Genomic DNA, 20,442 nt, shown 5'->3' with positions numbered 1-20,442 from the left:
CCGCCGATCAGGCGCGAGGGGTGGGGGTGGCTTGGGTCCTTCCCCGGCATCCTCGCTATGCGGGGGCCAAAGGCGCGGCGCGTGCGAGTGTCGTGTATTTTCTGCCGGCTTCCTCTTGTTCTTTCGGTTTGGGTCCGTCTGATGCTCGGTAACCTGGCTGATCTCGCGGCGACGGGGTTGGCGTCCGAACCGACGATCCGGAAGTGGATCGCCGCGCAGCCGGATCAGCCGTGGATCATCAAGCGCGGCTCGAACGGCGACGCCTACGAAATCGACATCAAGGGCGCGATCCTCGCATGGAATGCCGAGGAAGCCCGAAAGACCGAGGAAGCGCGGAAGCGTGCCGAGGATCTGCGCCAGCTCGGCCTGGATCTCGGCGTTGGTGTGACTGCCCAGCCCATGGCCGGGTTCTCGATCGCCGAGCGGAAGCAGCTGCTCGAAGAAGAGGTGATCGCCACGAAGCTGGCGGAGAAGCGCCGGGAGCTGGTGCCCTTCGTGGAAGTGGTCGGCGCGATCGGCGACATTCTCAGCCGCTTCCAGCAGCGACAGGCCACGTTCACCGCCCGCTTGGCGAAGAAGATCGATCTCACCCGCGACCAACTGACTGCGATCGAACGGCTGATGCACGACGATCAGCAGCAGCTGGCCACGATGATGGAAAACTGGAGCAACGAATTTGGCGACGGCGCCCATGATCCCGCCGCCGCGCTGGGTGATCCCGCCCTTTCCGACTAGGGGCGACATCCTGCGACGCGCGGCGCCCAGCTACCGCCCGCGGGACAAGCTCAACCTGCTTCAATGGTCGATCCGCCATCGCGGCTATGATCCGGATACGCTGCCCTGGCAGAACGAGCTTCGCCTAGCACTGTCGGACCCGGTCACGTCCGAAATCGGCATCATCAAGCCGGCGCAGTGCGGCGCCACGACGATCGGCGTCGACTGGCTGGGCTGGATCGTCGAGAGCGACCCGTCGGATACGTTGGTCTGCCAGCCTGATCGGCTGATGGCAGAGAAGTTCGTCAAGGGCCGCCTCGATCCCATGATCGCCGGCACGTCTGCGGTGCAGACGAAGCTTCGGCCCGCCGACAATGCGAACAACCAGTGGATCAAGCTCTTCCACGGCATGATGCTGACGACGGTGTGGCCGGTAGCCTCGCAGTTCACGCAGCTGTCGATCCGGTTCGGCTGGCTCGACGACTACGACCAGTACGACGACAATATCGGCGAGACTGGCGGCGAAGGCGGGCAGGGCAGCGGCATTGCGCTGCTCGATGGCCGCTTCATCAGCCACGAAGGCCGCGAGAAGAAGTACATCAGCAGCTCGCCCGCGAAGGACGAGAAGAGCGGCATCGAAGCGTTTGTCGCTGACGGCACCGATGAACGCATCTGGCCGGAGTGCCCGCATTGCGGCGAGCGCTGGGAAATCGACTTCCTGCGCGATCTCCGCTTTGACACCGACGGTACCGCCGACCAGGCCGAGGCCACTGCGCACGTCGTCTGCCCGACGAACGGCTGCATTCTGGAGCCTAGCGATCGCCGCAAGCTGCACGAGAGTTGCAGTCGACTGCCGAACCATGGGTTCGTGCAGGCGAATCATGGTGTCTCGAAGCGGCGTCGCACCTTCCGGGTGGATGGCCTGATGGCGCTGCCCAGCTGGCCGACGCTGGCGCGCAAGTGGCGCGACGCCCAGATCGCATGGGAGGTGCGGCAGGATGAAAGCGCACTGCGCACCGTGATCAACACGCAGGGCGGCAAGAATTATCGATCGAAGCACTCGGGCGAGAAGCCGGTCGAAACCGACACGCTGAAGCTTCGGCGTGAGCAGGGGCTGCACCTCGGCGTGATGCCGCGCGGTGCGAAGGTCTGGGTGATCCTGACCGACACGCAGGCCAACCGCCTGGAGCATATGTCACTCGCCTTCGGTGAGGGCCTCGAAAGCTGGATCGTCGATCGCTGGTCGACCGATGTTCTGGAAGACGGGATCACCTCGCTGGCGCCGTTCAGCCACCCCGAACACGCCCGTGTGATGCTGCCGCTGTGGGACCGGCGCTATCCCCTGGCGGACGGCTCGGGCATGTCGCCGCCGCCGCTCACCGTACAGCTGGACGTTGGCGGCGGCGGCGTGAAGGGAGAGGGCGCGGCGGAGTTCGCCAAGGCGCTATGGGAAATGGCGCGAGCGGCGGGCATCCAGAAGAACCGCATCACCCTGACCAAGGGTGGCAATAGCATGACGGGCGAGCTGATGCCGCGCGCCAAGTTCGCAGAGCAGAAGCGGCGCGGCGGCGCCAAGCGCACCTCGGCCGAGCTGTGGTTGCCGAACGTACATCGGATCAAGGGCGTCATCGATGCCCGCCTTCGCCGCGCCGAACCCGGTCCGGGCTATATTCACCTTCCCGGCGGCAAGACCGGGGGTGGCCCGCTGAAGGCTGGGCAGGACGAGGGCGCGACGGGCCGCCTGCTCGACCACCACGTCGAGGAGATCACGGCCGAAGAGCTGAAGAAGGGGAAGTGGGAGAAGGTCCGGCCTCGCAACGAGACCTGGGATCTTCTGGTCTACGGCTACGCCTCTCTTCTGCGGCCGCCGTTCGCACAAGCCCGTACGCATATGCGGTGGGTGCCGAGGGATTATCGGGTGCCGGACCAGGCTGTGCTGCCGCTTGGTGCCGATCCGGCTCCAGCAGCGCCAGCGCTGCCGAAGGCCGCTGTCACGAAGCCTTCGCCGCCGCCGGTGCCGACGAAACCCAAGGCACCGCAGGTGCCCGCCTCGAAACGCAACCCCGTCAATCGCTTCACGAAGCGTAGCGGGAACTGGATCGGAAAACGCTGATGGCCTGGACGCAAGAGGATCTCGACGCGGTCGATGCCGCGCTCAAGAGCAACGTGCGCAAGGTGACGTTCGCCGACGGCCGTTCGACCGAGTACCAGAATTCGGACGCGCTGCTGAGCGTGCGCAACACCATCAAGGCCGAGCTGGAGCAAGCCGCCGCGCGCGGAAGCCGCCGCACCCGATCGGTGGTGCTTCGGACCTGTCGCCGATGAACTGGTTCGAACGCTCGATCGCCGCCGTCGCGCCGGGGATGGCCGCCCGCCGCGCCATGGCGCGCGTGCGCGTCCAAGAGCTCGCGGCCGTAGAGCGCCATCAGGGCCGCCGCACACGCGCCAGCGCGGCCAATTTCGACATCAACACTGGCGATCCAAACGACGCGAGGCCGCGCCGCACGCTCGATCGGGCAACTGTCATCCGCCTGGCATCGCAGAACCCCTACGGCAAGAAGGCGCTGAACGCGCTGGTGAACAACGCCGTGGGCTGGGGCATCACCGGCACGCCCAAGGGGCCGAAGGCGCTAGCCCAGCTCTGGCTCGATTGGGTCGAAGTCAGCGACTTCCGCGGCCGGCTGAACTTCTACGGCCAGCAGGAACTGGGCGTGCGAACGATGTTCCGTCAGGGCGAAGTGTTCATCCTCCGCCGGTGGGTGCGGGATGCGGCGGTGCTGCCGTTCCGCATCCAGCTGGTGGATGGCGGCATGCTCGCCACGGAGAAGTTTGGCGACAACATCGAGGGCGGCATCCAGTACGACGAAGACGGCAATGTCGCCGGCTACTGGTTCCACCCGGCGCGGGCGCGATATCGCGGCTTCAGGCCGCCTGTGTTCTTCGCGGCCGAGGACGTGATCCACCTCTTCGTCGAAGAGGAGATCGGCCAGAAGCGCGGCATTTCGGTGTTCGAGCCGGTGGTGAAGCGGCTCGACGACATCGACGAAACGCTCGACGCGGATCTGGTGCGCCGCAAGATCGATGCCTGCTTTGCCGGCTTCCGCACGCTGAGTGCGGACGCGGAGGAGCGTCCCCTCGGCGAAAGGGAGGAACGGGAGGGCGGCCTGCCGCCGATCGACAATATCGAACCCGGCATGGTGTTCACACTCGAGCAGGGTGAGGACATCAAGTTCAGCGATCCGAAGCCGGTGGGCGGCGTAGGCGATGCGGTGAAGATAAACCTGCTCGCCGCCGCAGCTGGCATGTCGGTGACCTACGAACAAATGACGGGTGACCTGTCCAACGTGAACTTCTCGTCCTATCGGGCCGGTGCGCTGGAGTTCGATACATTCATGTCGCGCTTCCAGTGGAACACGCTGATCCCGGTAGCGCTCAACCGCGTGTGGGATTGGTTCTGCCAGGCCGCCTATGAGTTCGGCCGCACCGGCAAGCGCTCCTATCCGATCCGCTGGGCGCCGCCGCCGCGCAAGTCCATCGATCGCAAGGGCGATGCCGAGGCCGACATTCTCGAAATGCAGGCTGGTCTGGAAAACCGGCGGAGCCTGCTCGCCTCCCGCGGCCTCGATCATGACGTGTTCATGGACGAAACCGCCACCGACCTGAAAAATCAACAGGGCAAGGGACTCTACTACAAGGGCGATCCCTTCAGCCCAGCCCAGAACGCCGCGGCCAGCGCGGATGCCGGTTCCACGGCCGCCTAGCAAGGAGACCATCATGAGCAAGTCCGAACCGGCGCCGCAGGGCGCCGCCGAAGAGGCGCGCCCGGAAGGTCGCGTTGTAACCACGCCGCTGCCACCGGCAAAGCGCGGCAAGAAGGCGCTGCTGGTTGGCGCGGCCGCTGCGGCGATCGCGGGCCTTCTGACGCGAAACGCACCTGAGCAAGGCGACCCGCAGGAACGCCGCCAGCCGCAGGCGAACGGCCGTGGTACTCGCGATCTCTCGGTCACCCCGGAGAGTTACGACGCCACCGCGCGCACGGTCGAAGCCATCCTCTCCGCCGGGACCGCGGTACGCCGCTACTATTTCACCGAAGAGCTGGAGATCAGCGAAGCGGCGATCGACCTCGGCCGCGTAGCCGCGGGCATCTGCCCGCTGCTGGACACCCACAATCAGGGCGAGCTGAACGCCGTCATCGGCCGCATCTCCAATGTGCGGATTGAAGGCGGCCAGCTGATCGGCACACTCCATTTTTCCGATACCGACGGGGGCCGCGCGATTGAGGCGCGTGTCGCCGCGGGCGAGCTGCGCGCGATCTCGATCGGATATCGCGTCACCAAGTGGCAGATCACCGCCACCGATGAAAATGACCACGAGACCTGGCGCGCAGTCGCCTGGGAACTGCTGGAAGCCAGCCTCGTGCCCGTTCCCGCCGATCCGAACGCCGTGGTTCGGTCTGCAACCGGAACTCCGCAACACGGCACCACCCAAGAGGATGAAGATATGCGACGCAACCTCCCCGGCGGCGCGGCTGCGGCCGCACCTTCCGCTGCCGCTCCCGCCGCACCGGCGGCAACCACGACCGTCGTCGATCAGGACGGCGGCACTCGCACCGAGCCCCATGCGCCCGTTCGAATCACCGCCCGCCAGATCCGCGAACGCTGCGCGCGCTCGACCGACCTGGGCAGCGACTTCGCACTCGAGCTGATCGAGCGGAACGAGACCACGCCGCTGGGTGAGGCCGAATTCGAGCGCGCGATCAGCGATCGCCTGCTCGATCAGCGTCAGCAGCCGCGAATCGACGTGCGCGTCGGCGCTGCTGGCACCGAGAGCGAGGATTATCGCCGCGCCGTCGAGGTTGCGGTCACCCTGCGCGCAGATCCCAGCGCGCGTTTCGACGCGGCCGACGTCGAGCGGGCCCGTGAACTGCGCGGCCTCACCCTGATGGAGATGTCGCGCGATTATCTGCAGCGCACCGGCATCTCCACCGCCGGCATGGGCCGCCTCGACATCGCCGGCGCCGCGCTCGGCTTGCGCTATGGCGCCCATACCACCAGCGACTTCGCCAACGCGCTTTCCAGCGCTACCGGCAAGCGCGTGCGGCAGGCCTATCTCGCCGCGCCGCAGACCTTCGGCCCGCTGGTGATGCAGGGCACCCTCCCGGACTTCAAGCCGACCAATATCATCGGCCTGGGCGATGCACCGCAGTTGCTGCTGGTGCAGGAAAACGCCGAGTTCACCTATGGCGCGATGGCCGACACCGGCATGTCCTACCGTCTGCAGACCTATGGCCGCATCATCGCGATCACCCGGCAGGCCATCATCAACGACGACAAGCGCCTGTTCGCGCGCGTGCCGGACAAGTTCGGCTACAAGGCCCGCGATCTCGAAAGCGATCTCGTCTGGGGGCTGGTGCTGAGCAACCCGACGATGGGCGACGGGTTCGCGCTGTTCTCCGCGCAGCACGGCAACCTCGGCGCCGCCGCCGACATCACCATCGATTCGGTGACGCTCGCCCGTACCGCGATGGGTCAGCAGAAGAGCGTCGAGGGTGGCTTCATCATCGTCCGCCCCGCCTACCTGGTGGTCGGCCCGCAGATGGAGACGAAGGCGCAGCAGTTCCTGACCGCCGTCGCTGCCGCGCAAACGTCGAACGTCAATCCGTTCGTCGGCACGCTGACGCTGATCGTCGAGCCGAGGATCACCGACAAGAGCTGGTACCTGTTCGCCGACAAGGCCGCGATCGACACGATCGAGCTGTCGCACCTCGAAGGCCAGGAAGACGTGTTCATCGAAACGCAGCCGGGCTTCGACGTGGACGGCGTCAAGACCAAAGCTCGCCTCGATGTCGGCGCTGCCATCGTCGACTATCGCGGCATGTACAAGAACCCGGGCCTCTGATCCCGGCGCGCTAAGGAGTGCCCCCCATGAAGCTTATCCTGTTGCTCGCGCCGGCAGTAATCGCCGGCGCCTCCCGTTATCCCGTCGAAGGTCCGATCTCGGTCGCCGACGACGATTACGCCGATCGCCTTATCGCCGAAGGCAAGGCCGAACCCGCCGAGATCGAAGCCGATGCCGATGCCGAGGATCTCGACGGCATGAAAGTCGCCGACCTGAAGCAGATCGCGGCGGCCGAGGAAATCGACCTCGGCGACGCGACCAGGAAGGACGAGATCCTCACCAAGATCCGCGAGGCGCGCATCGCGCGCGCCGATCGCCCGCAGGAGTAATCCCCGATGAAGAACTTCGTGCAGAACGGTGACAACATCACCGGTGTCGCGCCCTATGCCGTCGCGAGCGGCCAGGGCTATCTGGACGGCGCAGAATTCGCCGTCGCCTCGGCCGACGCAGCCTCCGGCGCCCCGGTGGTGGGCGTGGTGCGCGGCGTGTTCACGCTGCCCAAGGCGGCCGTGGCGATCACCCGCAAGACGGTGGCTTATTGGGACAACACCAACCGTGTCGTCACCAACGTGGCCACGAACAACATCAAGATCGGCATTTTCATGGGCGCCGCCACTTCCGGCGCCGCCTCGATCGACGTGCGGCTCGTTCCCGTCATCTGAACCCATGATCCTCCCGACCTGGGCGGGCGGCGATGCTTCGGCGCGCCGCCCGCGCCTTTTTGGAGACCAATATGTCCGTCATTCACCTTCATGGCCCGGCAACGGCCAACGATGGATCGTTCATCGACGCGGGCACCGACGTGACGATCGGCGACAAGCCGAAGCAGATCGCCGCCGATCGCGCGAGCGAGCTGGTTAAGGCCCACACCGCCAAGCGCGGCGCGGGCGCACCGGCGCCGACCAGCTCCGATGCCTGATCCCTGGCAGCAGGCGGCGGCAGATATCCGCGCTGCCTCGCCGGATACCGTGATGTACACCGGGGGCGGGCTCACACAGCCGATCGAAATTCGCGTCATCTGGACCGATGCCCCCGGTGACCCGTTTCAAGGGCCCGGCAGCACTACCCGCACGGTAACGGCTGAAATAGCCTGCGCCGATCTCCCCGAAAGGCCCGCCCGCTCCGACCGACTGGAGCGCGACGGCATCACCTGGCAGCCAAAGCAGGCAACCTACGACGACAATGTCGACGCCTGGCAGACCGTGCTGGAGAAGGTCGCATGACCGCTCGCCGCGCCGCCATTGTCGCGGAGATCGAGCGCCGGCTGCGCCTGGTGCCGGGCATCGCCGAGGTGGAGGTAATGCCCTCCACTGATCCCATGGCCTTCCCGGCCTTCCACCTGTTCGATGACGGCCACGATCCGATCGAGGCGCAGGCGTCCGCCACCATGATCGGCCTGACGCCGCGATTGGAGGCCTATTTCGAGAGCGACGGCGGCGCGGAGACCTATGCGCAGCTGAATGCCTTCTATGCCGCCGCTGTCTTCGCCGTGATGGGCGAGGACGATCAGCTCGACGGCCTGGTCGAAACGATCGACGAAGGCCGTATGGCCATCGGCGTCGCGCCGCTGGCTTCGGCCCCGCGCATGTATTTCGCGCTCGACCTGCCCATCACCTTCGCCGCCCGTCGCGGCGATCCAAGCCAGCCCGCCTAAAGGAGGCACCCAACATGTCCGATCCTACGCAGCGCTCGGCGTTCATCGCCGTGGGCATCCGACTCATGGCCGATGACAATGACACCGCGCTTCCCGATCCGGCGACCGACTTCATCGTCATCGAGCTGGACGGCATCACTCGCGGCTCGCCCTTCACCACCGAACAGTCGAACGAGGCGACCGGCTCGCTGGTCTCCGGCGCGGCGCAGGTGATCGGCCAGGCTGCAACCTTCGCCTTCCGCGCGCGCCTCCGCGGCGCCGGCCCCGGGGTCACCTATACCTCCACGGTCAAGCCGCCGCTGCACGCCGCGCTGTCCGCCTGCGGCAAACGCGCGCAGTTCCAGGCAGCAGTCGCCGCCGCTGCCATCACGGCGGGCAGCGCCACCAGCGCCACGCTCGCCACCAGCTTCCCGGCGACCGCCGGCGCGCTGGTGGGCATGCCGCTGCTGTTCAGCTCGGGCGCGAACAGCGGTCGAATCCCGCTGATCACCGGCTACACGGCGGGTCGCGTCGCGACGCTCTCCGAAAACTTCGATACCGCGCTCACCACCGAGCAGGCGGCGATCCCGGCCAACTGGACCTATGCCGGCACGTCGCCGGCAGACGCCGCCGCCAAGGCAACGGACCAGCCCATGGCGGTGATCGCCTTCTACCGCGACGGCGTGCTGTTCAAATACACGCATTGCCGCGGCGTGCTGAACTTGGAAGGGCGCTCGGCCCGTCCGGGGATCGGGGGCTTCAACTTCTCCGGCATCTTCGCTGGCAAGAGCGATGCGGCGATGCCCAGCCTGGCCGCGCTGAAACAGCACGCCCCGCCGAACCTCGCGCGCGGCACCGATTCCTCGAACGTCGTGCTGTTCAACCGCAAGCCGCTGGCGATTTCCACCTGGTCGCTCAACGATGGCGCCAGCGTCACCTCGAGCGAGGATCCGAACACCACCGTCGGTTTCGGCGCGGGCGAGATCGGCCAGCGCACGCCGGTGCTGACGGTGGATCCGCTCGCGACGCTGGTCGCGAATCGCGACGTGCTGGCACAGATCGCGTCCGGCGCGCTGGTGCCGGCATCGTTCCGCTACGGCACGCAGGCCGGCAACCGCTGGGCGCTCACCACCCCCATCGCGCAGGCGGCGGGCGAGGGCGACACGCAGCGCGAAAACCTGGTCGGCGAGCAGATCACCGCGCAGGCGATCAGTCAGGGCAAGGATGCCTATGGCCGCGACACCGACAGCATTCTCTGCTTCTACTGATCGGGGCACCCATGATCGTCACCACCACCACCGAAACCGTGCCCTACACCCACCCTTGGGTGCAGGGCACGCCCGGCGCGCCGGTGTTCCACCTGCGCGCCGGCTCCACGATCGAACGCGGGCAGATGACCGCGCTTCTGGATGGCCCGCTGCAGGCGGCCAAGGTCTGGAGCCACCAGCTGCGCGAGGCCCAGCTGAAGGGCATCGACGCGCTGTTCGCCGAAGATCCCGACTATGACCGGCTGGTCGCGATCTTCTCAGCCGAAGGCGAGGAAGCCGAGCAGCTGAGCGACGACGACAAGAAGCTTGCCGAGGCCGTTGATCCGCTGCTGGTAAAGCACTGGCCGGCCTATGCCGACCTCGTTGCCCAGATGGAGCGTCGCCGCACGCTGGTGCCGATCGTGGCGCTCCCCCGCTATTGCACAGGCTGGGAGAACGTCCGCGACGATAAGGGTGCGGAGATCCCGTTCGAGACGGACAAGAACGGCCATGTCGCCGATCGCGCGCTCCGGCGGCTCCAGGAACTGGATCTGCAGCTCGCCGGCTCGCGCGCCTTCAACCTGCAGTTCGGCGGGGGAGAGGAAAAAAACTTCGAGCGGCCGTCTTCGTCCGAAGGCGGCCAGAAGACTTCGAAGGCGGCCTCACCGCGGGCGAAGGCTGGGAGATCGAAGGCACGCGGTGGAAGGAAAACCCCCGCATAGTTCTGCCCGGCTGGATCTGGGCCGTCGTCGATCTCTACTTCCAGTGCCGCCGCTTTGCTTCGCCGCTGACGGGTCGGGTGCTGCCTTGCCCCGGCAGCGTTGGGGAACAGCCGGCTGCTCTGATGGATGCGTTTCTGCTTTTGGAGGGAATGGAAGAGCAGAAGGGTGGATGACGGCCTAAATCTTCAGCGACTTACCACAGGCGCTGAATACCATCTCGGCAAGCGCCTCCCCGTTACCTGGCAGGAAGCGCCCATCGTTGGATGGCACCCGGCCATCATCTACCCGTACGATGAACCGCGTGGACTTCAACATCTTAGAGACAAGCTTCTGGGCATCAAAGCTGTACACGTCGGTGCCATTCGTATCCCACATGGAAGTCTCTGGTGGAGCGTCGTCAAAGCGGAATGTCACCTCGGTTGAAGATAATACTCTTGCCCGGCTTTCGATCGATACGCTGAGCGACGGCCTGTCTCGCCTGTTTGAACAGGATACTGCAATTGTCATCGACTGATCTGTAGATGGCAGCCTGATCTCGGCATTTGTTTTATCGGTGATCGCGTCTTTCTGAGACCACCATATCCAGAAGGAATTAGGATCGCGGTGGAACGTGCGGGAATAGTTGGCCTGCATCGTGAGCAGGGCGGTGGCAACAACAACTAGCTTCATGATTCGTCCTCCACCCTTATGATCGGGGGAACCACCGATGGCGTCAAACTCCGCAGATCTGGTCATCGATGAGAAGGCTTTGGGCGCGACCTCCGACCGCCTGGTTCGCGACTTCCTGTCGGCTGGAACCAAGGCGGTGTCGGGCGCCGCGCGCAACCTGGAGAGGCGGCTCGAATCGGCAACGCAGGCGGCGGTGCCGGGGAAGCTCTGGCGGGCGTGGCAGTCGAGCGCGTTTCCGCGATCGGGGCCAGCGCGGAACCCCACCGCGACCGTCTGGCTTAAAGGCCGCGCCGATGGCCGAACCGGTGGTGCCGTCAGCTTCTGGACGCAGCCCGGCGAGATCCGTGGCAAGCGAGGTCAATATCTCGCCGTGCCGCTCCCGTCGGCGGGCGCGCGCGGGCGTGGGCGGGATCTCACCCCCGGCGAGTGGGAGCGGCGGACCGGCCAGCGGCTCCGGTTCATCTACCGCGCCGGCAACTATTCGCTGCTGGTGGCGACCGGGGGCACGACGAATGCCCGCTCGGGCGCTTTTCGCCCACTCACCAGCGGGCGCCAGCGAGCTGGGCGGGGCGGGCCGAATCCGCTGCAAAGCTCGGTGGTGCCGATCTTCGTCCTGATCCCGGTGGTGCGCTTCCGCAACGCCTTCGCAATCGAACCGATCGTCAACGCCGCAGACGGCGAGCTGGCGCGGGAATTCTTCGACGCAATCCGCGGCATCGCGCCGCGCTGATCTGAACCCTGTTGGAAAGGTAGCCTTGTGGCACAGACGGACATCATCGCCCGGCTGCAGCTGAAGGCTGAGCAGTTTACGTCCGAAACCGGCGCGGCGATGACGCGCCTGAAGGACCTGTCGCGCTCGGCCGCTGCGGATGTGCGCCGCGAGTTCCTTGGCACCTTCGCGGAGGTGCAGCGCACCGCCCAGACCGCGCTGCAGCTGCCGCGCACCACCGGCGGCGGGCTCGATCTGTCGCAGGAGATTGCCCAGCTGAAGGCGCAGGAAGCCGCAGCGCAGAACAGCGCGCAGGCGCAGCGCGAGCTGGCGGCTGCGGCGACGGCGGTTGCCGCTCGTGGCGGGGAATCAGCTGCCGCTCAGCGCCTTACTGCAGATGCGGCTATGGTCGCGGAACGGGCATCGATCGAAGAGGCGACCGCAATTCGCTCGAAGATCCGGGCCTATGAAGAGCTCCAGGCAGAGTTGTCCAAAACCGCTAGCGGCACCCGCACCCTATCGCAGGAAGAGCGACAGTTGGTGGAAACCAGCAATGCGGCGCGGGCGGGCATGCAGCAGATCGGGCAGCAGGCGTCCGACTTCGCGGTGCAGGTGGTCTCCGGTCAAAGTGCCCTGACCGCGTTCGCCCAGCAGTTTCCGCAGGCGGTCGGTGCGCTGACGCTTTTTGCGGACAGCGGGAAGGCGGCAGGTGCTGCCGTCTCCGCTACCGGCGCCGCGACCGAGGACGCGGGCGCTAATATCGAAGGGATGGGCGAGAAGGTCACAGGCATCGCCGAGAAGGTAGAGAACACCGGAAGCCGTTTCGGCCGCTTCGCCGCCTTTCTTGCCGGCCCCTGGGGCGCCGCGCTGACGGTCGCCACCGTGGTCGCGGTGCCCTTGGTGAGCAAGTTGTTGGAAGGGGCTGAGGCTGCTGATCAGCAAGCCGAAAAGCTCATGAAGGCAACCTCGGCGGCAGATTCCTATGGTGCTGCCCAGTCCCTGCTAGGCCAGATCATGGATCTGACGACTGGTAAGATGAAGACCCAGAACGAGGTGTTGATCCAGCAAATCAAGCTGCAGGCCCAGTCCAACATTCTCGCTGCTGAAAAGAAGCAGAAAGAGGCGGCCAAGACGCTGAAGGGGCTTGCGTCGCCCAGCTTTCTGGAACGCCTCAGTGTTACCGGCGCCGGCACTCCTTTTTCGGCGAATGGATCGGCCGCGCAGGATCAGGCGCAAAAGCTTACAGCCAGCCTGGGCCCGCTGAAGGCGGTGCTCGGCGACTATGTGAACCTGGTCAACGATCCGCGTGCCAAGCCCGAGCAACTGACGGCTGGTCTGGATGCCGCGCTGGAGCGCCTCGACAAACTGAGCAAGTCGGGCAAATCGGGGAAGCTGGCGAGCCGCGATCTGATCGACACCAAGGCGGCCATCCTCGCGCTCGGCACCACGATCAACGACCGGCAGGCGAACAGCGAAGTTCTGGAAGCGATCAAGACGGGCAAGCTGTCCGACGGCCTGCGCATCGACAAGCCGGGTCGAACGAAGCGGGAGCCCAAGCCGAAAGACTATTCGCGCTCCGACGATGCGGCCGAGCAGGCGATAGCAGCCATTAACGCCGAGTGGGACGATCAGCCGCGCCTGATCGACAAGGCCCGCCTCGCCACGCTGAAGCTGGACAACCTGACCGAGCAGCTGGGCAAGCGGGAGCTGACGCCCGAGGTGCAGAAGCTGCTTGGCCTGATCGACCAGGCCCGCGAATCGATCAAGGACGGCATAGATCGCCCCTTCCGCGAGTTCGTGGAAGCGCAGCAGGAAAGCCTGGAAGTGGGCCGCCTGGTGCTGGCCGGCAGGGATGCCGATGCCGAGGCGATGCAGAACATCCTGCGCCTTCAGCAGCAAATGGGGCCGCTGAACGAGGCGCAGGTGCAGACCGCCTATCGCCTCGCGCAGCAGCACCAGGCCATCAACCGGCTGCTGGAGGATCAGCGCCGGATCGTCGGTATCTACGAAAATGCCTGGGGCGGGGTTCTCGACCAGGTCGACGGCGTGTTCGCCAAGATCCAGGGCAATGCCGGCGGCATCACCGGCGTAGCGCAGAAGCTGCAGCGGGATCTGCTGAGCAATGCGCTGTTCGGCGGCATCGATCGCGAGATCGAGGACTATATCCGCAAGATGACGGGCAAGCAGACGCCCGCGGAGATCCTGCAGGATCAGGCGAAGGGCGCGGCCGTCGTGCTGCGCGACACGGTCAACGACTTTGTCGATGCACTCGCCGATGCGACGGTCCGCATCCGGGGCTATGATCCGGCCTCCGTGCGGACGGCGACGGCTTTGGCGGCGCCGGCGGTATCGCAGTTCTTCGGCGGTGGCGGCTACAGCGCCAACGACAATGATATCGTCGTGACCGGCAAGGTGGGCGCGGGTGAAGCGCTGGGCCTGGTCCGCTCCAGCAAGGTGCTCGAGATCGCGATCGACGGCTGGGCCAAGCGGATGGAGAAGCTCGGCATTACGGTGCCGGAGACGATCACCAAGGGCCTGAAGGGGAATCTGGGAACCCTCCTGGAAGGCGCGGCCTTCGGCGGCATCGGCGGCTCGGTCTTCTCGGCGCTGGGCGGTGGCAAGGCCGACAAGACGGCCAGCGGCATCGGCGGCATCCTCGGCGAGTATGGCGGCAAGGAGTTGGGCAAGACGATCACGAAGGAGATCGGCGGCTCGCTCGGCAAGACGCTCGGCGGGATTGCGGGGCCGCTCGGCGCGATCGCCGGCGGAATATTGGGCAACGTCGTCGGAGGGCTGTTCCAGAAAACCGAGCGGGGTTCGGCGCAGATCACCGGCGTCGACCAGGCTGCGGTGGTGAACGGCAATTACTCTGCGGTCCAGTCCGACCTGGGCGGCCTTGCCACGAATGTGCAGACCGGCATCCGGCAGATTGCCGACGCGCTCGGCGCGGACGTGGGCCGGTTCGCGGTCAGCATCAACAAGTACAAGGACAGCTACCGCGTCGATCCGAACGGCGGCACCAGCGTGGGCGGCAAATACGGCACGAACGACGGCGTGCTGAAGTTCGACAACGATCCCGAGGGCGCCGTGCGCGCGGCGATCGCCAACGCGCTGGCCGACGGCGCCATCAAGGGCATCAGCGATGCATCCCAGCGCATTCTGGCCAGCGGCAAGGATCTGGAATCGGCGATCAACAAGGCGGTGCTGATCGAGGCGGTGCCGCGGAACCTGAAAAAGCTGCTCGATCCGGTGGGTGCCGCGATCGACGATCTGAACCGAGACTTCAAGAAGACCGTCGACGCGCTGAAGGAGGGCGGGGCATCGGCCGAGCAGATGGCGCAGGCCCAGCAGCTCTACAATCTCCAGCTGGAGCAGGTGAAGGCTTCAACGGCGAGCGCGAGCCAGACCCTTAAGGATTTCCAGTCGAGCCTGAAGCTGGGCAGCAACTCGCCCTATTCGCTGCGCGATCAGGAACGGGAGGCCCTCGCCAAGCTGCAGCCCTTCCTGGATCAGATCGCGCTGGGCAAGAGCATCGACCAGAGCGCCTACCAGTCGGCCGCGAACACGGCGATCGACATCGAGCGGCAGATCTATGGCAGCACCAAGCAGTTCTTCGACTTCCTGGATCTAATCCAGGGGGCGACGAACAAGGCGATCAGCTCGATCGACAACGCCGCGCCGGTCTCGGCCGCCGTCGACAGTCCCTTCGCCAGCGCGACGGCGAGCAGCACCGCCAGCACTGCCAAGAACACGGCGACCCTGACCGAGCAGACCGACGACACGAACGCGCTGCTGGCCCGCATCGCGGACACGCTCGCCCAGATCGCCGGCGGCAGCGCGGGCGCCAACAGCTTCATTTCCGACGCCCGAAATTTCGCAACGAGGTGACCCGTGCCTGCAACTGACAGCGACATCGCCGCCGCGTCGCGCGACGTGGTGACGGCGACCTGGTCGAGCGCGACCATCGCGGCGCGCTACCCGTCGGCCCGCGACGGCTCGCTCGACCCGGCGGCCGGCTACTTCGACAGCCTCACCGACGCGCAGGCGATGGCGAATGCGCGCGGTGCGCTGATCGGTACGGAGCGCCGCCGCTTCGCCGTGGTGGTTGAGGAGGCGCTGGCGATCGATCCGACCAACGGCGTGCCGCAGGCGCGCGTGATCGATATCGAGCAGGCGCTGAACGCCACGATGCTTGCCGCGCGCGTCGAGGTGGATCTCGATCAGGATCGCACCAGCCTGGAGGTGTTCGGCTGATGGCGAAAGCTTTCCTCCTGAAGCCACTGGCACCGGTGGGAACGCCCTACGCAACGACGACGGTCGCGGCGGGCCAGCCCGCGCACGCGTTCAACGACTATGCGGGCGTGACCGTGACGCTGGCCTGTGACGGCCTCGACAATGCGGCTCTCCTGATCTTCGATCTCGGTGCCGACACGCCGATCGACACGGTGATGGTTTTCGGCGTCTCGGGCTTTCCCCAATCGGGTGGACAGTTCTGGGTGCAGATGGCCACCGCCGCGGAGGGGCCTTTCACTTCGACCTACACCAACGAGCTGGGCAGCGCGTACGCCGGCGCGATCCTGCCGACTTCCGGCTTGGGAGTGTCCATGCTGTACAAAAGCTCGCCGAACACGGCGCGCTATGTTCGGCTTCGTTGGCTGGCCCCATCGTCCGGTCAGAGCATCCGCATCGCCCGCGTGGTGGTGGGGGCCAGATTTCAGCCGGCGATCAACTTCGAATATGGCGCGCAGTTCGGTGTGCGCGATCTGGGCTCGCTGGATGTGAACGCTCGGGGCGTGCTGCTGCGCCACCGCGGCAAAAAGCTGCGAACGGTCTCGATCAACTTCCCCGCGCTCACCCGGCAGGAGGCGGAGGGGGTTGCGCAGAAGATGCTCGAGCAGGTCGGGAATACCGAGTGCATCGCGCTCTGCACGGACCCAGCCGCCGACGCGGAACGACAGAGCCGATGCTATTTCGGTCCGCTGGTGGGGGATCTGGGACGCACCTGGGCGACCGCGGCGGGCCATAAGGTTCCCGTCAATCTGCTGGGGATCCTGTGATGCCGGTTTGGATCCAGATCGACGCCTATGATCCCGGTGCCGGCGCCGCGATCACGCTCCGCGCGGCGAACATGGACGATCCCGCGACATGCATGGCCGCAGGCGGCCCCTGGTGGCCGGTGATCGCCAAGGCGCCGGTGCTGCGGTACGATCTGTTCGACGGCTCGTTCGGCGGCGAGATCACCGCGCCCACGACGGACTTCGCGGTGCAGATCGAGGCGTGGCCGAACTTCGCGCGCTACGCGATCGCCGACGCCCGGGTGCGCGTGTGGACCGACATCGCTGCGGAGCCGATCTTCGACGGCCGAGCCACCGCCCAGCCCAAGATCGGGAGCGGACAGGCCGAGATCAGCATCAAGGTTGACGATAGCTGGCTCGATAAGCCGCTGCTCACCCCCTATGCGGGCACAACCGGCGTCGAGGGGCCGGCCGGGCTGAAAGGCCAGCCCAAGCCGCTGGCGCTGGGTGCGCCGCGGTATGTGGCCGGCAAGCTGATCGACAGCGTGAACAACGTGTTTCAGGTCTCCGCCTATGGCGCGGTGCAGGGCTTCGAGGCGGCGCTGGAGAGGCTGGCGCGGTTCGGCGCGCCGGTAGCGAATTACCCGACATACGCCGCGCTTGTGGCTGCGGCGATCCCGGCAGGGGCCTGGGCAACGTGCAACGCGCAGGGCCTCGCGCGATTCGGCGCGCCGACGAATGGGCAGATTTCGTTCCTTGTGCAGGGCGACGTTGCCGGACCGGATGGCTGGGCGCGGAAGCCCGGCCAGCAGATCCGCCGCCTCGCGCTGCTCTCAGGTGGCGCAGGCAAGATCCACGATGCTTCGCTTAACGCCCTGGACGCAGCGCGGCCCTACAACCTGTCGATCTACCTCGACCAGCAGACCACTGCGCGCCAGGTGATCCAGAGCGTTGCAGCAAGCGTCAACGCGGTTGCCGGCGTCAGCTGGACCGGCAAACTGTTCGTGGTGCCGGTGGGGCTGGCCGCGGCGACGATGACGCTGGCGGCGGACGGCTCCGCGCTGCCGCCGGTGCGCAGCGTCGAGCAGCTGGAGGTCGCGGCACCCTTCTCCAAGATCGCGGTCGCGGCCGAGCGGGCGTGGACGGTGCATGCGCTGGCCGACATCGCCTTTGCCGATCCGCTGGTCGACATGGGGGTGTATAACAACGGCTCCTACTATCGGCCGGGTAACATCGTGCAGTGGGCCGGCGCGACCTGGCGCTACAAGAGCGATGCCGCACCGGGCAGCGGCAATCCGCCGCCCACGCCGCCGACGGCAAGCAACACCTGGTGGACCGTGCTCGCACAACAGGGGCCACAGGGCGATCCAGGGGCGCCGGGCAGCCCCGGCGCGGATGGACAGACGCTCTACGAGTGGATCGCCTATTCCGACAGCGCCAACGGGACCGTCAATTTCACGACCGGCCTGCCGGATGGGCGAGGCTATCAGGGCCGGGCAATCAACAAGACAGGGGCGATCGAGAGCGCCAACCCAAGCGACTACCAGTGGTCGATCTACCGGGGGCCGGCTGCGTTCGGGCTGGTGCCCTACAATGACTGCGTCGTGGGGCAGGACTATATCGTCAAGGTCGGCACGAACACGGCGTGGGACGGCAGTGCATACTCGTCCGAGGGTTTTGTCGGCGGAGCATTTCTGTCGCAGACCGTGACGAGCAGCACGCCCGGGACCATCCTGGGCCTTAATACCGATCCCACGTCTTCCGCCGGCTGGGAATCGATCGACTTCGGGTTCTACGTCGAGTTCGGCGCCCTGCAGCGATTGTACGCCGCCGAAAGCGGGGCGTTGACGCTGCTGGGCAACTGGACGGTCGGGCACAAGCTGACGATCGTCTATGACAATAGGAGCGTGAAATATTACCGGGACGGCGAGCTGCTCCGCACCGCAAGCGCGGCGGGCGGACTGCGCCTGTTCCTCGACAGCAGCTTGAACGTGCCGAACTCGCGCCTTTCCGACCTGAAATTCGGTGCCTCGGGCGCGGCGGGGGCGGATGGCTTCAACACGGCGACGATCAACATCTTCCAGCGGGGCGCGAGCGCGCCGGCGCTGCCGAGCGCTACCACGACCTACGATTTCGCGGCCAAGACCCTGACCGGCCTGAACAACGGCTGGTCGACCACCATCCCGGCGGGAAGTGCGCCGCTTTGGCAGTCTGCGGCAACCGCTGCGAGCCAGAGCGGCACCGATACGATCGCGGCGACCGAATGGGCAGGCGCCGTCCAGATCGCTACGAACGGCGCGAACGCGGCAAGCTCCGCACCGGTGCTACTGTACAACCGGACCAGCTCGCCCAGCGCGCCGGCGGTGCCCAGTTCAAACGTCAGCTACGATTTCGGAACGGCGATCGCCTCGGGCATCAACAATGGCTGGACGCAGAGTCTGCCGGCGACCGGCGGACCGTATCGATGGCAGATCAATGCCACTGCCGTCAGCACGACCGGATCGGACACGATCGCGCCTGGCGAATGGAGCGCGCCGCAGATCATGGCGCAGGATGGTTCCAACGGCATCGATGCGCTGAGCGTGTCGATCGCGCCTTCCGCGGTTCCGGTGCCATGCACCGCCGGCGGCACGCCGAAGGCGGCGCTGCCCGGGGCACAGCTCCGGGTGTTCAAGGGAGCCGCCGACGTGACCGGGTCCGCCGGCTACGCGGTGGGTGACGTCTCCAATCTCTCCGGCGTGTCGGTGAGTGGCGACGGTGTCGTGTCCGTGACCGGCATCGCGGGCGGCACATCGGCGCTTACCGGCTTTGCCGACATCGCGGTGACCAAGGATGGCGCCAGTCAGGTGGTGCGGCTGGTCTACAACAAGGCGCTGGATGGGGCGGCGTATGTGGACGGCAGCGTCAATGTCGGTGCGCCGGCCTCGACCAGCCTCGCCACGGTTGCAACGCTCTCGCTGCTGATGGGGCCTTCCGGCACGATCGAGTTCGATACCTCGGGCGGGTTCGATACATCCAACGGCGCCGGCACGATCAATGTCGCGGGGTCCGTCGACTACAGCCTGAACGGCTCGACGTGGACGAATGCCAGCTCGTTCGTCGGCAATGCTTCGGTGCCCGGCAACGGCGATGGCGGCGACTGGGCGGTGACCGGTACGCTGATCGGCACCGAGATCGGTCTCAGCAGCAAACAGACCGTGATGCTTCGGGTTCAGATGCGGAAGACGAACACGAACGATTTCGGCTCCTTCGGCGGTAGCCTTCACGCGACATGGAGAGGTTGATGGGTTGCGTAATTCTGTGGCCCGCTACGGGCGAGAAGCTGCATCGACCGGACGGCAACACGGAAGGCTATGACATTGCCGCCGCGACGGTGATCTCGGTGCCGGAGGGCTGGTCCTGGACGGGAAGGGCGGTCGATTGGGACAGCCTCACCATCGTCGATGATCTCACCGATCTGAAGGCCGGCCTGCGGACGAGCGTCTGCGAAAAGGCAGAAGCGGTCAGGAACCTCTATCTGACGCCTGGATCGGGCATGGCGATCACCTACACCCGCAAGGAAGGTGAGGCGCGGGCCTGGTCGAGCGGGGGAGACCCTTCGGCAGTGCCATTCCTTGCGGCCGAGGCAGCGGCGACGGGTATGGCGATCGACGATCTCGCGGCGCTGGTGATCGCCGAGGCCGACGCCTGGGTGGCGGCGGGTTCCGCGATCGAGGCGCGCCGCCGTGGCCTGCTGGTCGAGATCGAAGAGGCGACGACGCGCGCCGAGCTGGATGCGATCGACATCGATTCCGGCTGGCCGGGGGCCGGCGCATGAACAACACCATGAAAGGGG

19 protein-coding genes are annotated in these 20,442 nt (G+C 66.3%); 18 read left to right on the top strand and 1 reads right to left on the bottom strand.

The features are described from left to right. Positions 1 to 141 precede the first annotated feature (141 nt). The 12 genes from S2M10_RS03505 (at position 142) to S2M10_RS03450 (ending at position 10,214) form a co-directional block, all read left to right on the top strand. Positions 142 to 735 (top strand): hypothetical protein, encoded by a 594-nt coding sequence (locus S2M10_RS03505; protein WP_168844872.1) that lies wholly within the window; start codon positions 142 to 144, stop codon positions 733 to 735. Then, on the top strand, positions 692 to 2,827 hold the full coding sequence (locus S2M10_RS03500) for a terminase gpA endonuclease subunit (RefSeq protein ID WP_168844871.1): 2,136 nt from the start codon (positions 692 to 694) through the stop codon (positions 2,825 to 2,827). Before S2M10_RS03505 ends, S2M10_RS03500 begins: the two co-directional genes overlap by 44 nt. Further along, entirely contained in the window at positions 2,827 to 3,039 is a 213-nt protein-coding gene (locus S2M10_RS03495) for a hypothetical protein (RefSeq protein WP_168844870.1), read from the top strand. Before S2M10_RS03500 ends, S2M10_RS03495 begins: the two co-directional genes overlap by 1 nt. Beyond that, positions 3,036 to 4,475 carry a phage portal protein gene (locus S2M10_RS03490; RefSeq protein WP_168844869.1) on the top strand — a complete coding sequence of 480 codons (1,440 nt, stop codon included), beginning with the start codon at positions 3,036 to 3,038 and terminating at the stop codon, positions 4,473 to 4,475. The genes S2M10_RS03495 and S2M10_RS03490 overlap by 4 nt, the downstream gene beginning before the upstream one ends. A gap of 13 nt (positions 4,476 to 4,488) precedes the next feature. Continuing rightward, complete coding sequence (locus S2M10_RS03485) at positions 4,489 to 6,612, top strand: prohead protease/major capsid protein fusion protein (RefSeq protein ID WP_168844868.1); 2,124 nt, start codon at positions 4,489 to 4,491, stop codon at positions 6,610 to 6,612. A 26-nt stretch (positions 6,613 to 6,638) separates the two neighbouring features. Continuing rightward, entirely contained in the window at positions 6,639 to 6,941 is a 303-nt protein-coding gene (locus tag S2M10_RS03480; protein WP_168844867.1) for a hypothetical protein, read from the top strand. A gap of 6 nt (positions 6,942 to 6,947) precedes the next feature. After that, entirely contained in the window at positions 6,948 to 7,274 is a 327-nt protein-coding gene (locus tag S2M10_RS03475) for a DUF2190 family protein (protein WP_168844866.1), read from the top strand. A 71-nt stretch (positions 7,275 to 7,345) separates the two neighbouring features. Continuing rightward, positions 7,346 to 7,531 (top strand): hypothetical protein, encoded by a 186-nt coding sequence (locus S2M10_RS03470; protein WP_168844865.1) that lies wholly within the window; start codon positions 7,346 to 7,348, stop codon positions 7,529 to 7,531. Then, positions 7,524 to 7,835, top strand: coding sequence for a hypothetical protein (locus S2M10_RS03465; protein WP_168844864.1), 312 nt, complete (start codon positions 7,524 to 7,526; stop codon positions 7,833 to 7,835). Before S2M10_RS03470 ends, S2M10_RS03465 begins: the two co-directional genes overlap by 8 nt. After that, positions 7,832 to 8,266: a hypothetical protein gene (locus tag S2M10_RS03460; RefSeq protein ID WP_168844863.1), complete on the top strand. Its 435-nt coding sequence runs from the start codon at positions 7,832 to 7,834 to the stop codon at positions 8,264 to 8,266. The genes S2M10_RS03465 and S2M10_RS03460 overlap by 4 nt, the downstream gene beginning before the upstream one ends. Before the next feature lie 14 nt (positions 8,267 to 8,280). Further along, positions 8,281 to 9,513 (top strand): hypothetical protein, encoded by a 1,233-nt coding sequence (locus S2M10_RS03455; protein WP_168844862.1) that lies wholly within the window; start codon positions 8,281 to 8,283, stop codon positions 9,511 to 9,513. 11 nt (positions 9,514 to 9,524) lie between these two features. Beyond that, on the top strand, positions 9,525 to 10,214 hold the full coding sequence (locus S2M10_RS03450; RefSeq protein WP_168844861.1) for a hypothetical protein: 690 nt from the start codon (positions 9,525 to 9,527) through the stop codon (positions 10,212 to 10,214). Positions 10,215 to 10,391: 177 nt separating this feature from the next. Here the strand turns inward: S2M10_RS03450 and S2M10_RS03445 are convergent, their stop codons facing one another. Further along, the gene (locus S2M10_RS03445; protein WP_168844860.1) at positions 10,392 to 10,883 is read right to left on the bottom strand and encodes a hypothetical protein; all 492 of its coding nucleotides are present in this window, start codon (positions 10,881 to 10,883) and stop codon (positions 10,392 to 10,394) included. Positions 10,884 to 10,920: 37 nt separating this feature from the next. Here S2M10_RS03445 and S2M10_RS03440 point away from each other — a divergent pair, with 37 nt between their 5' ends. From S2M10_RS03440 to S2M10_RS03415, 6 genes are read left to right on the top strand one after another with little or no spacing between them, the layout of a single operon-like run. Beyond that, entirely contained in the window at positions 10,921 to 11,613 is a 693-nt protein-coding gene (locus tag S2M10_RS03440; protein ID WP_168844859.1) for a DUF6441 family protein, read from the top strand. Between the two features lie 27 nt (positions 11,614 to 11,640). Beyond that, entirely contained in the window at positions 11,641 to 15,480 is a 3,840-nt protein-coding gene (locus S2M10_RS03435; RefSeq protein ID WP_168844858.1) for a hypothetical protein, read from the top strand. Positions 15,481 to 15,483: 3 nt separating this feature from the next. After that, positions 15,484 to 15,846 (top strand): hypothetical protein, encoded by a 363-nt coding sequence (locus tag S2M10_RS03430; protein WP_168844857.1) that lies wholly within the window; start codon positions 15,484 to 15,486, stop codon positions 15,844 to 15,846. Beyond that, positions 15,846 to 16,649 carry a hypothetical protein gene (locus S2M10_RS03425; protein ID WP_168844856.1) on the top strand — a complete coding sequence of 268 codons (804 nt, stop codon included), beginning with the start codon at positions 15,846 to 15,848 and terminating at the stop codon, positions 16,647 to 16,649. Before S2M10_RS03430 ends, S2M10_RS03425 begins: the two co-directional genes overlap by 1 nt. Continuing rightward, a complete protein-coding gene (locus tag S2M10_RS03420) occupies positions 16,649 to 19,891 on the top strand; it encodes a hypothetical protein (protein WP_168844855.1) in 3,243 nt (1,080 codons plus the stop codon). The genes S2M10_RS03425 and S2M10_RS03420 overlap by 1 nt, the downstream gene beginning before the upstream one ends. Next, positions 19,891 to 20,424, top strand: a complete 534-nt coding sequence (locus S2M10_RS03415; RefSeq protein ID WP_168844854.1) for a hypothetical protein — start codon at positions 19,891 to 19,893, stop codon at positions 20,422 to 20,424. Before S2M10_RS03420 ends, S2M10_RS03415 begins: the two co-directional genes overlap by 1 nt. The last annotated feature ends 18 nt before the right edge of the window (positions 20,425 to 20,442 follow it).

This window comes from Sphingomonas sp. S2M10, from assembly GCF_012650175.1.
In the GTDB taxonomy this organism is placed as follows: Bacteria; Pseudomonadota; Alphaproteobacteria; order Sphingomonadales; family Sphingomonadaceae; genus Sphingomonas.
The sequence above is the reverse complement of the archived record's forward strand: the minus strand, read 5'-3'. Positions and strand labels throughout refer to the sequence as shown.

Coding starts and splice junctions, on each gene's coding strand:
- S2M10_RS03505 (WP_168844872.1), top strand. CDS start 142: ATGCTCGGTAACCTGGCTGATCTCGCGGCGACGGGGTTGGCGTCCGAA.
- S2M10_RS03500 (WP_168844871.1), top strand. CDS start 692: ATGATCCCGCCGCCGCGCTGGGTGATCCCGCCCTTTCCGACTAGGGGC.
- S2M10_RS03495 (WP_168844870.1), top strand. CDS start 2,827: ATGGCCTGGACGCAAGAGGATCTCGACGCGGTCGATGCCGCGCTCAAG.
- S2M10_RS03490 (WP_168844869.1), top strand. CDS start 3,036: ATGAACTGGTTCGAACGCTCGATCGCCGCCGTCGCGCCGGGGATGGCC.
- S2M10_RS03485 (WP_168844868.1), top strand. CDS start 4,489: ATGAGCAAGTCCGAACCGGCGCCGCAGGGCGCCGCCGAAGAGGCGCGC.
- S2M10_RS03480 (WP_168844867.1), top strand. CDS start 6,639: ATGAAGCTTATCCTGTTGCTCGCGCCGGCAGTAATCGCCGGCGCCTCC.
- S2M10_RS03475 (WP_168844866.1), top strand. CDS start 6,948: ATGAAGAACTTCGTGCAGAACGGTGACAACATCACCGGTGTCGCGCCC.
- S2M10_RS03470 (WP_168844865.1), top strand. CDS start 7,346: ATGTCCGTCATTCACCTTCATGGCCCGGCAACGGCCAACGATGGATCG.
- S2M10_RS03465 (WP_168844864.1), top strand. CDS start 7,524: ATGCCTGATCCCTGGCAGCAGGCGGCGGCAGATATCCGCGCTGCCTCG.
- S2M10_RS03460 (WP_168844863.1), top strand. CDS start 7,832: ATGACCGCTCGCCGCGCCGCCATTGTCGCGGAGATCGAGCGCCGGCTG.
- S2M10_RS03455 (WP_168844862.1), top strand. CDS start 8,281: ATGTCCGATCCTACGCAGCGCTCGGCGTTCATCGCCGTGGGCATCCGA.
- S2M10_RS03450 (WP_168844861.1), top strand. CDS start 9,525: ATGATCGTCACCACCACCACCGAAACCGTGCCCTACACCCACCCTTGG.
- S2M10_RS03445 (WP_168844860.1), bottom strand. CDS start 10,883: ATGAAGCTAGTTGTTGTTGCCACCGCCCTGCTCACGATGCAGGCCAAC.
- S2M10_RS03440 (WP_168844859.1), top strand. CDS start 10,921: ATGGCGTCAAACTCCGCAGATCTGGTCATCGATGAGAAGGCTTTGGGC.
- S2M10_RS03425 (WP_168844856.1), top strand. CDS start 15,846: ATGGCGAAAGCTTTCCTCCTGAAGCCACTGGCACCGGTGGGAACGCCC.
- S2M10_RS03420 (WP_168844855.1), top strand. CDS start 16,649: ATGCCGGTTTGGATCCAGATCGACGCCTATGATCCCGGTGCCGGCGCC.
- S2M10_RS03415 (WP_168844854.1), top strand. CDS start 19,891: ATGGGTTGCGTAATTCTGTGGCCCGCTACGGGCGAGAAGCTGCATCGA.